The organism is Streptomyces sp. Qhu_M48 (assembly GCF_051305195.1).
Classification (GTDB): domain Bacteria; phylum Actinomycetota; class Actinomycetes; order Streptomycetales; family Streptomycetaceae; genus Streptomyces.
Genome location: NZ_CP195432.1, coordinates 2,768,103 through 2,782,273 on the forward strand (window position 1 = coordinate 2,768,103; position 14,171 = coordinate 2,782,273).

The 14,171-nt window shown below is 72.7% G+C and carries 8 protein-coding genes; 2 read left to right on the forward strand and 6 right to left on the reverse strand.

Annotation, left to right across the window (positions count from 1 at the left end; genetic code table 11):
- Window positions 1-10: 10 nt before the first annotated feature.
- Window positions 11-2,569 (reverse strand): DEAD/DEAH box helicase, encoded by a 2,559-nt coding sequence (locus ACRRSS_RS12865; protein WP_435971331.1) that lies wholly within the window; start codon window positions 2,567-2,569, stop codon window positions 11-13.
- 86 nt (window positions 2,570-2,655) lie between these two features.
- On the opposite strand from ACRRSS_RS12865, the gene ACRRSS_RS12870 reads away from it, so the two are divergent.
- Complete coding sequence (locus ACRRSS_RS12870; RefSeq protein ID WP_435971332.1) at window positions 2,656-3,447, forward strand: metal-dependent hydrolase; 792 nt, start codon at window positions 2,656-2,658, stop codon at window positions 3,445-3,447.
- Between the two features lie 62 nt (window positions 3,448-3,509).
- Here the strand turns inward: ACRRSS_RS12870 and ACRRSS_RS12875 are convergent, their stop codons facing one another.
- Window positions 3,510-5,291: an ABC transporter ATP-binding protein gene (locus tag ACRRSS_RS12875; RefSeq protein WP_435971333.1), complete on the reverse strand. Its 1,782-nt coding sequence runs from the start codon at window positions 5,289-5,291 to the stop codon at window positions 3,510-3,512.
- Entirely contained in the window at window positions 5,288-7,096 is a 1,809-nt protein-coding gene (locus ACRRSS_RS12880; protein ID WP_435971334.1) for an ABC transporter transmembrane domain-containing protein, read from the reverse strand. Before ACRRSS_RS12880 ends, ACRRSS_RS12875 begins: the two co-directional genes overlap by 4 nt.
- Before the next feature lie 231 nt (window positions 7,097-7,327).
- On the opposite strand from ACRRSS_RS12880, the gene ACRRSS_RS12885 reads away from it, so the two are divergent.
- Entirely contained in the window at window positions 7,328-8,944 is a 1,617-nt protein-coding gene (locus ACRRSS_RS12885) for a peptide-N4-asparagine amidase (protein WP_435971335.1), read from the forward strand.
- A 58-nt stretch (window positions 8,945-9,002) separates the two neighbouring features.
- Here ACRRSS_RS12885 and ACRRSS_RS12890 read toward each other — a convergent pair whose 3' ends face one another.
- The 3 genes from ACRRSS_RS12890 to ACRRSS_RS12900 form a co-directional block, all read right to left on the reverse strand.
- Window positions 9,003-10,445: a Gfo/Idh/MocA family protein gene (locus tag ACRRSS_RS12890; RefSeq protein ID WP_435971336.1), complete on the reverse strand. Its 1,443-nt coding sequence runs from the start codon at window positions 10,443-10,445 to the stop codon at window positions 9,003-9,005.
- A 240-nt stretch (window positions 10,446-10,685) separates the two neighbouring features.
- Window positions 10,686-13,610, reverse strand: coding sequence for an FAD-binding and (Fe-S)-binding domain-containing protein (locus ACRRSS_RS12895; protein ID WP_435971337.1), 2,925 nt, complete (start codon window positions 13,608-13,610; stop codon window positions 10,686-10,688).
- 39 nt (window positions 13,611-13,649) lie between these two features.
- Window positions 13,650-14,129 (reverse strand): MarR family winged helix-turn-helix transcriptional regulator, encoded by a 480-nt coding sequence (locus tag ACRRSS_RS12900; RefSeq protein WP_435971338.1) that lies wholly within the window; start codon window positions 14,127-14,129, stop codon window positions 13,650-13,652.
- Window positions 14,130-14,171 lie beyond the last annotated feature (42 nt).

Below are 14,171 nucleotides of genomic sequence, written 5' to 3' on the forward strand. Positions count from 1 at the left end.
CGGAACGTCTCTACAGCTGGCCGACGGACGTCACGCGGAGCACCGCGCGGCCCTCCTCGTCGGAGGCCGCGAGATCCACCTCCGCGCCGATGCCCCAGTCATGGTCGCCGTTCGGGTCGGCGAAGGTCTGGCGGACGCGCCACAGGCCGTGGGCCGCGTCCTCCTCGATGTTCAGCAGCTTCGGGCCGCGCGCGTCCGGACCCGTACCGAGGTCGTCGTACTCGTCCCAGTACGCGTCCATCGCCTCGCCCCACGCGTCCGCGTCCCAGCCGGACTCGCCGTCCAGTTCGCCGAGCGCGGCCACGTTGTCCAGCGCGGCCAGCTCCACCCGGCGGAACATCGCGTTGCGCACGAGGACGCGGAAGGCGCGGGCGTTCGCCGTGACCGGCTTGACCTGGTCGGCCTTCTCCTGGGCCTCCTCAGCCGTCTGGATCTCCGGGTTGGCCAGCTGCTCCCACTCGTCGAGCAGCGAGGAGTCCACCTGGCGCACCATCTCGCCCAGCCAGGCGATCAGGTCCTCCAGGTCCTCGGTCTTCAGGTCGTCCGGGATGGTGTGGTCGAGCGCCTTGTACGCGCTCGCGAGGTAGCGGAGCACGATGCCCTCGGTCCGCGCCAGCTCGTACCAGGAGGTGAACTCGGTGAAGGTCAGGGCCCGTTCGTACATGTCCCGAATGACCGACTTCGGCGACACCGGGTGGTCGCCGACCCACGGGTGCGAGGTCCGGTAGACGTTGTACGCGTGCCAGAGCAGCTCCTCCAGCGGCTTCGGGTACGAGATCTCCTGGAGCCGCTCCATCCGCTCCTCGTACTCGACGCCGTCCGCCTTCATCCGCCCGACCGCCTCGCCGCGCGCCTTGTTCTGCATGGCGGCGAGGATCTGGCGCGGGTCGTCGAGCGTCGACTCCACGACCGAGACCATGTCCAGGGCGTACGAGGGGGACTCCGGGTCCAGCAGGTCGAAGGCGGCGAGCGCGAACGTCGACAGCGGCTGGTTGAGCGCGAAGTCCTGCTGGAGGTCGACCGTGAGGCGGATCGTGCGCCCCTCGGCGTCCGGCTCGGCGAGCTGCTCCACCACACCGCCGTCGAGCAGCGAACGGTAGATCGCGATGGCCCGGCGGATGTGGCGCAGCTGGGCCTTGCGCGGCTCGTGGTTGTCCTCCAGGAGCTTGCGCATCGCCTCGAAGGCGTTGCCCGGCCGGGCGATCACCGAGAGGAGCATGATGTTGGTGACCTTGAAGCGGGAGGTGAGCGGCTCCGGCTCGGCGCCGATGAGCCGCTCGAAGGTGGTGTCGCTCCAGGCGACGAAGCCCTCGGGGGCCTTCTTGCGGACCACCTTGCGGCGCTTCTTCGGGTCGTCGCCGGCCTTGGCGAGCGCCTTCTCGTTCTCGATGACGTGCTCGGGGGCCTGGGCGACCACGTAACCGGCGGTGTCGAAGCCGGCCCGGCCGGCCCGGCCCGCGATCTGGTGGAACTCACGGGCGCGCAGCGTGCGCACCCGGTTGCCGTCGTACTTGGTGAGGGCCGTGAAGAGCACCGTCCGGATCGGCACGTTCACGCCCACGCCGAGCGTGTCCGTCCCGCAGATCACCTTGAGCAGGCCCGCCTGGGCCAGCTTCTCGACGAGCCGCCGGTACTTCGGCAGCATGCCCGCGTGGTGCACACCGATGCCGTGCCGGACGTAACGCGAGAGGTTCTGGCCGAACTTGGTGGTGAAGCGGAAGTTGCCGATCAGCTCGGCGATCCTGTCCTTCTCCTCGCGCGTGCACATGTTGATGCTCATCAGCGACTGCGCGCGCTCGACGGCCTGCGCCTGCGTGAAGTGGACGATGTAGACGGGCGCCTGCTTGGTCTCCAGGAGCTCCGTCAGGGTCTCGGTGATCGGCGTGAGCACGTACTCGTAGGAGAGCGGCACCGGCCGGGTCGCCGAGCGGACCACCGAGGTCGGCTTGCCCGTGCGCCGGGTCAGGTCCTTCTCGAACATCGACACGTCGCCGAGCGTCGCCGACATGAGGACGAACTGTGCCTGGGGGAGTTCCAGGATCGGGATCTGCCAGGCCCAGCCGCGGTCCTGCTCGGCGTAGAAGTGGAACTCGTCCATGACGACCTGGCCGATGTCCGCGTACCTGCCGTCCCGCAGCGCGATCGACGCCAGCACCTCGGCCGTGCAGCAGATGATCGGGGCGTCCGCGTTCACGGAGGCGTCACCGGTCAGCATGCCGACGTTCTCGGTGCCGAAGAGCTTGCACAGGTCGAAGAACTTCTCCGACACCAGCGCCTTGATCGGCGCGGTGTAGAACGTGACCTGGTCGTTCGCGAGCGCGGCGAAGTGCGCACCCGCCGCCACCAGCGACTTTCCCGAGCCGGTGGGGGTGGACAGGATCACGTTGGCCCCGGAGACGACCTCGATCAGCGCCTCTTCCTGGGCCGGGTAGAGCGTGATGCCCCGGTCCTCGGCCCAGGAGGAGAAGGCCTCGAAGAGGGCGTCGGGGTCGGCGGTCGGCGGCAGCTGATCGATAAGGGTCACGCCCCCATCTTGCCTGGATTCCGCTCGGATGAGGGAACCGGCCATCGGCGGCCAAGATCACGGGGGATAGGCTCGTCCGTCGACCGGTCGTCAACTGAGCGCCGGCAGGGGAGAAACGGGGCGGGCCAACCATGATGGGACCGGCACACTCGCTGTCCGGAGCGGCGGCCTGGCTCGGGGTCGGAGCGCTCGCGGCGGCCTACGATCGCCCGATGCCGTGGCCGGTTCTCGTCGTCGGCGCGCTCATCTGCGCGGGCGCGGCGCTCGCCCCCGACCTCGACCACAAGTCGGCGACCATCTCGCGCGCCTTCGGACCGGTCTCCAAGGGCGTCTGCGAGGTCGTCGACAAGGTCTCGTACGCCGTCTACAAGGCGACCCGCTCCACCGCCGACCCGCGCAGGACCGGCGGCCACCGGACCCTCACCCACACCTGGCTCTGGGCGGTCCTGATGGGCGGCGGTGCCTCCTGGGCGGCGGTCGCCGGCGGCCGCTGGGCGGTCCTCGCGATCCTCTTCGTCCACCTCGTCCTCGCCGTGGAGGGCCTGCTGTGGAGGGCCGCCCGGGTCTCCAGCGACGTCCTGGTCTGGCTGCTCGGCGCGACCAGCGCCTGGATCCTGGCCGGCGTCCTCGACAAGCCGGGCAGCGGCTCGGACTGGTTCTTCACCGGCCCCGGCCAGGAGTACCTGTGGCTCGGCCTGCCGATCCTGCTCGGCGCCCTCGTCCACGACATCGGCGACGCCCTGACCGTCTCCGGCTGCCCCATCCTCTGGCCCATCCCGGTCGGCCGTAAGCGCTGGTACCCGATCGGCCCGCCGAAGGCGATGCGCTTCCGGGCCGGCAGCTGGGTCGAGCTGAAGGTCCTGATGCCCGTGTTCATGGTCCTGGGCGGGGTGGGCGGGGCCTCGGCGCTCGGGTTCATCTAGCGGTACGGGGAGGGGGCCGCACCGGTGATCCGGTGCGGCCCCCTCCCGTGTCCCGTCGCCCGTCAGCCGTGCCACGACCTCCACAGCGCCGCGTACGCCCCGTCCGCCGCGACCAGCTCCGCGTGGCTGCCGAGCTCGCTGATCCGGCCCGACTCGACCACCGCGATCAGATCGGCGTCGTGCGCGGTGTGCAGCCGGTGCGCGATGGCCACGACCGTACGCCCGTCCAGGACCCGGCTGAGCGAGCGCTCCAGGTGACGGGCCGCCCGCGGGTCGAGCAGCGACGTCGCCTCGTCCAGGACCAGGGTGTGCGGGTCCGCGAGGACCAGCCGGGCCAGCGCGATCTGCTGGGCCTGCGCCGGGGTCAGGGACCGGCCGCCCGAGCCGACCTCCGTGTCCAGGCCCTCGTCGAGGCCCCGGGCCCAGACCTCCGCGTCCACCGCCGTCAGCGCCGCCCACAGATCGGTGTCGCTCGCCCCCGTCCTGGCCAGGAGCAGGTTGTCGCGGAGCGATCCCACGAAGACGTGGTGCTCCTGGTTGACCAGGGCCACGTGCTCACGGATCCGCTCGGCGGGCATCCGCGCCAGCTCGGCGGCGCCGAGCGTCACCGAACCGGTCCGGGGCGCGTAGATGCCCGCGAGGAGCCGGCCGAGGGTGGACTTGCCCGCGCCGGACGGGCCGACCAGGGCGAGCCGGGTGCCGGGCGCCACCTTCAGGGACACCTCGTGCAGCACGTCGACGCCCTCGCGGTAGCCGAACCGGACCTCGTCCGCGCGGACCGCCCGGCCCTCCGGCCGCACCTCCGCGTCGCCCGCCTCCGGCTCGATCTCCCGGACGCCGACCAGGCGGGCCAGCGACACCTGCGCGACCTGGAGCTCGTCGTACCAGCGCAGCACGATCCCGATCGGGTCCACCAGCATCTGCGAGAGCAGCGCGCCCGTGGTCAGCTGCCCCACGTCGATCCAGCCCTGGAGGACGAAGACCCCGCCGAGCAGCAGGACGGAGCAGAGGACCGTCACATGGGTGACGTTGACCACCGGGAAGAGCACCGAGCGCAGGAAGAGCGTGTACCGCTCCCACGCGACCCACTCCGAGATCCGCCGGTCCGACAGGGCGATCCGGCGCGCGCCGAGCCGGTGCGACTCGACCGTACGGCCCGCGTCGACCGTCTCCGCGAGGGCGGCGGCCACCGCCGCGTACCCCGCGGACTCCGAGCGGTACGCGGCCGGCGCCCGCTTGAAGTACCAGCGACAGCCCACGATCAGCAGCGGCGCCGCGATCAGGGCGGCGAGCGCCAGCGGCGGCGCCGTCACCGCGAGGCCGCCGAGCAGCAGCCCCGCCCACACGACGCCGATGGCCAGCTGCGGCACGGCCTCGCGCATCGCGTTGGAGAGCCGGTCGACGTCCGTCGTGATCCGGGAGAGCAGGTCGCCGGTGCCGGCCCGTTCGAGCACGCCGGGCGGCAGACCGACCGCGCGGACGAGGAAGTCCTCCCGCAGGTCGGCGAGCATCTCCTCACCGAGCATCGCCCCGCGGAGCCGGACGAGCCGCGTGAACGCCGTCTGGATCAGCAGCGCGCCCGCGAACAGCGCCACCGTCCGCTCCAGGCGCAGCTCGCGCGCGCCGGTGGCCAGCTCGTCCACCATCGAGCCGAGCAGGTACGGGCCGGCCATCGAGGCGATCACGGCGACCGCGTTCACCCCGACGAGCAGCGCGAACGCCTGGCGGTGGCGGCGGAGCAGCTCGCGTACGTAGGCGCGGACGGTCGTGTGGGCGGCGACGGGCAGTGTCGTCGCCGTCTTCGGGGCCGCCGGGTCGTACTCCGGTGGCGCCAGGCCGATCATGCCGATTCCCCTTCCAGTGCTTCGAGTTCGCCGACGCGGGCGGGCGCCGGGGCGGCGAGCTCCTCGTCGGTCTCACGGGTGACGACCGCGCGGTAGCGGGGCTCCCGGGCGAGCAGCTCGCGGTGGGTGCCGACGGCGACCGCCTGGCCCTCGTGGACCAGGACGACCCGGTCGGCGCGGTCCAGGAGCAGCGGCGAGGAGGCGAGGACCACGGTGGTCCTGCCCTCGCGCAGTTCGCCGACGCCCTCGGCGACCCGGGCCTCGGTGTGCGCGTCGACCGCCGAGGTCGGCTCGTCGAGGACGAGCACCTCCGGGTCGGTCACCAGGGACCGGGCGAGCGCGAGCCGCTGGCGCTGGCCGCCGGAGAGCGACCGGCCCCGCTCGGTGATGCGGGTGCGCATCGGATCGCCGTCGGAGTCCACGGACGCCTGCGCCAGCGCGTCGAGGACGTCGTCGCAGCGGGCGGCGGTCAGGGCCCGCCCCGGGAGGACCTCGCCGGAGCGGGGCACGTCGAGCAGCTCGTCCAGCGTGCCCGAGAGCAGGACCGGGTCCTTGTCCTGGACGAGGACGACCGTCCGGGCGGTCTCCAGCGGCAGTTCGTCGAGCGGGACCCCGCCGAGGAGGACCGAGGTGTGGTCCGGGTCCGGCTCGGTCGGATGGCCGCCGAGCCGGTCGGCGAGCCGCCCCGCCACGTCCGGGTCGCCGCAGACGACCGCGGTGAAGCGGCCGGCGGGAGCGAGCAGCCCGGTGAGCGGGTCGTACAGGTCGCCGGTGGCCTCGCGGTCCCCGTCCCCCGGGGTGGTCGTGGTCGTCCGGGTCAGTGCGAGCACCCGGGCGGCCCGCTTCGCCGACGGCCGGGAGAAGGAGAAGGCCATGGCGATCTCCTCGAAGTTGCGCAGCGGGTGGTACGTCAGGGCCACCGCGCTGTAGACGGTGACCAGCTCGCCGACCGTGATCCGGCCCGCGAGCGCGAGCCGTGCTCCGTGGACGGCCACGACGATGAGCAGGAGACCCGGCAGCACGACCTGGATCGCGGAGATGAGGGCCCACATGCGCGCGCTGCGCACGGCGGCCCCGCGGACCTCCTGGGAGGCGGCCCGGTAGCGGTCGAGGAACAGCTCCTCGCCGCCGATGCCGCGCAGCACACGGAGTCCGGCGACGGTGTCGGAGGCCAGCTCGGTGGCCTTGCCCGCCTTCTCGCGCTGGACGTCCGCGCGGGCGGTGGCACGGGGGAGGAGCGGCAGCACGGCCAGGGCGAGGACGGGGATGCCGACGGCGACGACGACACCGAGGGCCGGCTGGTAGACGGTCAGGCCGACGCAGATGATCACCAGGGTGACGGCGCCCGCGGCGAACCGCGAGATGCCCTCGACGAACCAGCCGATCTTCTCGACGTCCGCGGTGGAGACGGCGACGACCTCGCCCGCGGCGACCCGCCGGGTCAGCACGGAACCCAGTTCGGCGGTCTTGCGGGAGAGGAGCTGCTGGACCCGGGCGGCCGCCGTGATCCAGTTGGTGACGGCGGTGCGGTGCAGCATCACGTCGCCCAGGGAGATCGCGGCGCCCATGACGACGAGCAGCACTCCCGCGAGGGCGAGCCGCCCGCCCTCGCGGTCCACGACGGCCTGTACGGCGAGCCCGATGCCGAGGGGCAGCCCGGCGATGCCCAGGTGGTGCAGGAGCCCCCAGAGCATGGACTTCACCTGCCCGGCGAGCTGTTGGCGGCCGAGCCAGACGAGGAACCGGGTGCCCGAGCGGACATCGGGGACCCCTGGGTCGGCGTAGGGAAGATCTCGAATCTGCATGGCGTCCCAGGGTCTCCGGGTCTTGTCTGCGGTCTGGTCTGCGGGAACGCGCGCCGGGGGTGGGCGACGGCGGGATGTGAGGGCGGGAGGTGCGACGGTGGGGAAACCGTGCAAGGTTCGCTTCTTCCTCGCGGAGCGGCAATCGATTTTCCCCACGAGGGAACAGATCGCGCCATATCCGATCATCGTCCTCTGGACCGCACGGGGCTGACCGCGCTTCACTTCCGCCCCATGAGATCACTCAAGATCATGAGCATGCTCAGCGGTCTGGTCCTCGCCGCGGGCGCGCTCCTCACCGCCCACCCGGCCGGCGCCGAGGGCCCGAACGGTCCCACCCCGCCCGCCGAGTTCACCACCGACTGGCACGACCCGGTCACCGCCGCCCCGCCCGTCGAGACCCCCGGCACCCGCAGCTGCGAGGTCACCCTCGCCGCCGCCCGGTTCCGCGACTTCACCCCCTACCAGGGGAACTACACCCCGCCGAAGGAGTGCGGCACCCGCTGGAACAAGGTCGTCCTCCGCCTCGAAGGCAGCGTGAAGGGCCGCCAGTACGACCGCCTCGGCCACCTCAGCGTCGGGGGCGTCGAGATCCTCCGCACCTCCACCCCGCAGCCCTCGCCCGACGGCATCACCTGGTCGGTCGAGAAGGACGTCACCCGCTACCGCGACACCCTCAGCCGGCCCGGCCCCGTCGAGATGCTCATCGGCAACGTCGTGAACGAGACCTACACCGGCGTCCTCGACGTCCGCGTCACCCTCACCTTCCACACCCCCCAGGGACGCGTGAAGCCGGCCGCCGGAACCCCCGACCGGGTCCTCCCGCTCACCGGCACCACCCTCACCACCCCGCGCAACACCGAACGCGTCCTCGCCGAGGTGTACGCCACCGGCTCCGGCGGCGGCTGCGAGGAGTACTGGTACCTCTCCGTCCCCGACGCCGCGCCCTACTCCTGCCAGGCCGGCGACGGCCCGCACCGGGAGGTCCGGGTCTCCGTCGACGGACGCCTCGCCGGCATCGCCGCCCCCTTCCCCACCGTCTGGACCGGCGGCTGGTCCAACCCCTTCCTCTGGTACGTCACCCCCGCGCCGCGCGCCTTCGACGTCCAGCCGATCGTCTACGACCTGACCCCCTTCGCGGCCCTCCTCAACGACGGCCGCGCCCACCGCGTGGAGGTCACCGTCGCCGGGGTCCCGGCCGGCCAGACGGGCTGGTCCACCCCCACCAACGTGCTGCTCTGGCAGGACGAGGGCAGCAGGGTCGTCACCGGCGGCCTCGACCGCCACGAGGAGACCGCCCCGCGCAACTCCTCCGTGTACACGGCGGGCACCGCGGACACCCTCCACCGGCTCGACACGGACGCCGGCCACCGGCTCACCGTCGCCGGGCATCTGAACACCTCGCGCGGCCGGGTCGTCACCACCGTCGACCGGACCGTCGCCCACACCTCCGTCCACCGCTGGGGCGAGGGCGAGAACCCGGACGCGTTCACCGCGCGCTGGACCGACCGGGAGACCGTGACCAGCGGCCGGACGGTCACCCGCGCCGACCGGACGTACACCATGGACGGCGAGACGACGATCGGCGCGGGCGACCGGCTGCGCACGGTCCTCACCCTCGGGGACCGCGCCGACACGAGCGTCCTGCGCGACGGACGGCGCCTCTCCTGGTCGCGGCTCGACGACACGTACACCGGGGACGCGACGTACACCACCGGCGTCCCGCGCGACCAGCGGCACGCGGTCGGCACCACGCACGAGCGCTACCGGCTGTACGGCTCCGACGGCTGCCACGACCGGAGCCTGACGACCGTTCAGGGCACCGTCACCCGGGACCTGCGGCGCTGCTGAGCACCGTGGTGCCCGGCCCCCGTCCGTCGTCGCGGAGAGGGCCGGGCACCACGCGGCCTCAGGCGGGCTTCACCGAGTCCACGCCCGAACGGGCCTTGCGCCACTCGCCCCGCGTGAAGTCGGGGATCTCCTGCGGCGCGCCCTTCGCCCTGATCGAGGCGTGGCTGAGCGGCACCGGCGCCGTCCAGGTGGCGGCGTCGTACACGTCGAAGTCCGGCGGCAGACCGAGCCGCATGCACTGCATCAGGCGGTAGACCATGATGTAGTCCATGCCGCCGTGGCCGCCCGGCGGGTTGGCGTGCTCCTTCCAGAGCCAGTGGTCGAACTCGCCCGCGTACGCGGCGAAGTCGCCCCACTGGTCGTCCTTGTGGTCCGGCTCGATGTAGACCCGGGCCGGATAGTCCTCGAAGACGCCGCGGGTCCCGCCCAGGCTGTTGACCCTGCTGTACGGGTGCGGGGTGGAGACGTCGTGCTCCAGGCGGATCACCCGGCCCTTGGCCGTCTGGACCAGGCTGATCGTCCGGTCGCTCCCGATGTACGTCTCCTTGAAGCTCGGGTCGCCGGCCGGCATGTTCTCCTCGCGGTACTCGGCGAGGCCGAGGGCCGGTGTGCCGAAGCTGCTGATGCTCACCGCCCGGTCGCCCCGGTTGATGTCCATGTAGTTGGCGACGGGCCCGAAGCCGTGGTTCGGGTAGAGGTCGCCCCGCAGCCTGGTGTGCCAGAGCCGGCGCCAGGGGCCCTCGTAGTACGTGGGCGAGAACATCAGCGCGCGCAGGTCGTGGTTGTACGCCCCCGCGCCGTGCAGGAGCGTGCCGAACTTGCCGGCGTGCGCCATCCGCAGCACCCGCATCTCGTTCCGGCCGTAGCAGCAGTTCTCCAGCTGTATGCAGTGGCGGCGGGTCTGCTCCGAGACGTCGACGAGCCCCCACAGTTCGTCGAGCGTCATCGCGACCGGACACTCCACGCCGACGTGCTTGCCGGCCAGCATCGCCGCGCGGGCGATCGCGTAGTGGCTGTCCCAGGGGGTGGCCACGTGCACGAAGTCGACGTCGGAGCGGGCGCAGAGGTTCTTGTAGTCCTCCTCGCCCTTGGTGTAGACGGCGGGGGCGGGCTGTCCGGCGGCGACGACCTTCGCCGAGGCCCGCTCGGCCTTGTCGCGCACCGGGTCGCACACGGCGACCACCCGCACCCAGGGCAGTGCGAGATAGAGCCCGATCATGCCGTTCCCGCGGTTGCCCAGGCCGACGAGGGCGACGCGGACGGTGGAGCGGCCGGGGAAGGGGACCCCGGCCATGGTGGGCCCGAGGCGCCTGCGGGCGGTCGTGGCGTCGGACGGCGTCCCGGCGGTGGCCGACTCGGGTGCCGCCGCCGGGACGGCGGCGGTGGCGGCCTGGGCGTCCAGGCTGCCGAGGGCGCCGATACCGATGCCCGTCCCGGCCGCGGCCGCCGTGGTCCTGAGGACCTTGCGACGGCTCGGGGTGTGCGGTGTCTGCTCGTTCATGGAACCTCCCGGAGCTGCGTGCACGGCTGTTTCATGAATCCCGCACAGGACCCTGGCCCCGGCGACCGGCGGTCCGCAAGGGCGCCGACAGGACTCTCGTCATGGGTGGTTGGACTTTACTGTTCCGGATCTCGCACCGGGCCCCACCGGGCGCCGACCATCACCCGAACAGGCGAAAGGCCCCTCACCACACGGGGTGAGGGGCCTCCGGCCGGGTGTGACCCCGGGTGTGACGACCGATCAGGGGCGCGTCGCGTGTTCCAGGGCGAGGAGCACCGACCCGTAGCTCCGGCCGGTCGCCCGGTCCATCCCGATCTCGCACATCCGATTGGCCGAGAAGTGCGCGTCGAAGGTCCGGGCCGTCACCTCGGCCGCCTCCCGGGCGGTCGCCGAGGCCGTCAGCTCCGGGTGCAGCATCCCCCGGTCTCCGGCGAAGGCGCAGCAGCCGGCGTCGGCGGGGACGACGACCTCCTCCGCACAGGCGCGGGCCAGCTCCGTCAGCTTCTCCGCGTCGCCCAGATGCCGCATCGAGCACGTCGGATGGACCACGGCGGAGCCGACCCGGCGGCGCACGTCGAGCCGGGGGAGCAGCTCGTCCGCCGCCCACACCAGCGAGTCGATCACCCGCAGCTCGGCGTGGAGCGCCCGGTTCTCCTCCGTCAGGTACGGCACCACCTCGTGCGCGATGCCGAGCGTGCACGAGGAGGCGTCCACCACCAGCGGCAGCGTCCCGCCCGCCGTCCACCCCCAGGCCTTCCCGACGATCCGGTTCGCCATCACCTCGTTGCCCCGCTCGTACCCCTTGGAGTGCCAGATCGTCGCGCAGCACGTCCCGGCCACGTCGTCCGGGATCCACACCGGCTTCCCCGCCCGCGCCGACACCGCGACCACGGCCTCCGGGAGCGAGGGGCCGCGGGTGCCGTCCGGGTTGCCGAAGATGCGGTTCACACAGGCCGGGTAGTAGACGGCGACCGCCGCCGGACGGTGGGTGCGGGGCAGCCGCCGCGCCGCCGCCCCCGGGATCTGCGGCAGCCACTCCGGTACGAGGTCGGTGCTGACCGCCCGGCGGGCCAGGCCCGTCACCGACTCCAGGACCCGGTCGCCGATCTTGTCGGCGGCGGCGACCGCGAGGCGGGCGGAGGCCTCCGCCGCCCGGAAGTTCTTCGCGGCGAGCGCGGCGACCCGCTCCTCGCGCGCGGTGTGCCGCTGGTGCCGGAACTCCTTCATCAGCGCGCCCGTGTCGATGCCGACCGGGCAGGCCAGCTTGCAGGTGGAGTCGCCGGCGCACGTGTCGACGGCGTCGTAGCCGTACGACTCCAGGAGGCGCGTCTCGACGGGGGAGCCGTCGTTCTGCCGCATCATCTCCCGGCGCAGCACGATCCGCTGGCGCGGAGTGGTCGTCAGATCGTGGCTGGGACAGGTCGGTTCGCAGAATCCGCACTCGATGCACGGGTCGGCGATCCGCTCCACGGCCGGGATCGTCTTGAGGCCCCGCAGATGGGCGTGCGGGTCGCGGTCCAGGACGATCCGGGGGGCGAGCACCCCGTCGGGGTCGATGGCCTCCTTGGTCCGCCACATCAGGTCGGTCGCCTTCGTGCCCCACTCCAGCTCCAGGAAGGGCGCGATGTTGCGGCCGGTGGCGTGCTCCGCCTTCAGCGAGCCGTCGAAGCGCTCCACGGTCAGCTTGCAGAACTCGTCCATGAAGCCCGCGTACCGCTCGACGTCCCGGGGGTCGGCCGCGTCGAAGGCGAGGAGGAAGTGGAGGTTGCCGTGGGCCGCGTGGCCGGCCACGGCCGCGTCGAAGCCGTGCCGCGCCTGGAGGTCGAGCAGGTCGGCGCAGGCCTCGGCGAGCCGGGCCGGGGGCACCGCGAAGTCCTCGGTGATCAGGGTCGTACCCGAGGGGCGGGTGCCGCCGACCGCCGTCACGAAGGCCTTGCGGGCCTTCCAGTAGCCGGAGATCCGCTTCGGGTCGCGGGTGAACGTGTTCTCCACGGAGGCCACCGGGGCCACCAGGTCGAGCCCGGCGAGCACCTCGTCCGCCGCCCGCTCGTACGCGTGGAGGGCCGCCGCGTCCGGTGCCCGGAACTCGACCAGGAGCGCCGCCGTCTCCCTGGGCAGCTCCGCCCAGTCGGCGGGCACGCCGGCCACGCTCACCGAGGCCCGCAGCGTGTTGCCGTCCATCAGTTCGACGGCCAGCGCCCCGGCCTCGTTGAACCGGGGCACGGCGGCCGCGGCCGCCGGCAGGGAGGGGAAGAAGAGCAGGGCCGTGGACACCTGGCGGTCGAGCGGCAGCGTGTCGAAGACGACCTCGGAGATGAACCCGAAGGTGCCCTCGGAGCCGACCATCAGCCCGCGCAGGATACGGACCGGCGTGTCGCCGTCGAGGAAGGCGTCGAGCCGGTAGCCGTTGGTGTTCTTGATGGCGTACTTGGCGCGGATCCGGTCGGTCAGCCCGGTGTCCGCCTCGATCTCCGCCTTGAGCGCCATCAGCTCCGCGCACAGTCTCGGCTCGGCGTGCGCCAGCTCCTCGTCGGCGTCCGGGTCGGCGGTGTCGACCACGGTGCCGCTCGGCAGGACGAAGGTGAGCGAGGAGACGGTCCGGTACGAGTTCCGGGTCGTCCCGGCCGTCATCCCCGAGGCGTTGTTGGCGACGACCCCACCGATCGTGCAGGCGATGGCGCTGGCCGGATCGGGCCCCAGGACCCGCCCGTGCGGGGCGAGCGCGGCATTGGCCCGTACGACGGTGGTGCCGGGGCTGATCCTGGCCCGCGCGCCGCCGTCCAGGACCTCGACGCCCGTCCAGTGGCGGCGCACGTCGACCAGGATGTCCTCGCCCTGCGCCTGTCCGTTGAGACTGGTCCCGGCGGCCCGGAAGACGACCTCGCGGCCCTTGCCGTGCGCGTACGACAGGATCGCGGAGATGTCGTCGATGTCCTCGGCGACCACGACGACCTGCGGGACGAAGCGGTACGGGCTGGCGTCCGAGGCGTACCGCACGAGGTCGGAGATGGTGGAGAGGACCTTGCCCGGACCGAGGAGTTCGGTCAGCTCCTCGCGCAGCCGTCTCGGCGTGCCCCGGGCGTGGAGCTCCGGCACGCGGTCGGGAGCCGGGGTCCGCTTCGTGCCGGGGCGAAGGGCCTGCGGGTTCGGCTCGAACAGCGGCATGTCACGGCTCCCCTTCGGCGCGTCCGCGCTCCGGAGGGGTCAGCAGCCGCCCTCCGGGCCGGGGTCGACCAGGGCGGTCAGCAGACCCCCGAGCACCTCGCGCTGTGCGGCGGTCAATGGAGCAAGGATGTCCTCCGCGGCCGCCCGGCGCGCGCTGCGCAGCTCCCGCAGCGTGGCGCGGCCCGCGTCGGTCAGCTCGATCCGCACCACCCGCCGGTTGATCGGATCGGGCACCCGGCGCACCCGGTCGACGGCCTCCAGACCGTCGACGAGACTGGTCACGGCGCGGGGGACGACCTCCAGGCGGGCCGCGAGATCGGTCATCCGGGGCGGCTCCCCGAAGTGCGCGACCGTGCGCAGCAGGCGTGACTGGGCGGGGGTGATCCCGACCGGCTCCAGGTGGCGCTTCTGGATGCGGTGCAGGCGCCGGGTGAGCCGCAGCAGCTGTTCGGCGAGGAGGCCGTCGGCGTCGGCTCCACCCGGACGGTCGGATCCGGTCGGGACGGCGGAGGTGGTCATACGGGAACAATATCAGGACCCAGTTCATTGTGAGTGTAGGTA

Coding starts and splice junctions, on each gene's coding strand:
- ACRRSS_RS12865 (WP_435971331.1), bottom strand. CDS start 2,569: ATGGCCGGTTCCCTCATCCGAGCGGAATCCAGGCAAGATGGGGGCGTG.
- ACRRSS_RS12870 (WP_435971332.1), top strand. CDS start 2,656: ATGATGGGACCGGCACACTCGCTGTCCGGAGCGGCGGCCTGGCTCGGG.
- ACRRSS_RS12875 (WP_435971333.1), bottom strand. CDS start 5,291: ATGATCGGCCTGGCGCCACCGGAGTACGACCCGGCGGCCCCGAAGACG.
- ACRRSS_RS12880 (WP_435971334.1), bottom strand. CDS start 7,096: ATGCAGATTCGAGATCTTCCCTACGCCGACCCAGGGGTCCCCGATGTC.
- ACRRSS_RS12885 (WP_435971335.1), top strand. CDS start 7,328: ATGAGATCACTCAAGATCATGAGCATGCTCAGCGGTCTGGTCCTCGCC.
- ACRRSS_RS12890 (WP_435971336.1), bottom strand. CDS start 10,445: ATGAACGAGCAGACACCGCACACCCCGAGCCGTCGCAAGGTCCTCAGG.
- ACRRSS_RS12895 (WP_435971337.1), bottom strand. CDS start 13,610: ATGCCGCTGTTCGAGCCGAACCCGCAGGCCCTTCGCCCCGGCACGAAG.
- ACRRSS_RS12900 (WP_435971338.1), bottom strand. CDS start 14,129: ATGACCACCTCCGCCGTCCCGACCGGATCCGACCGTCCGGGTGGAGCC.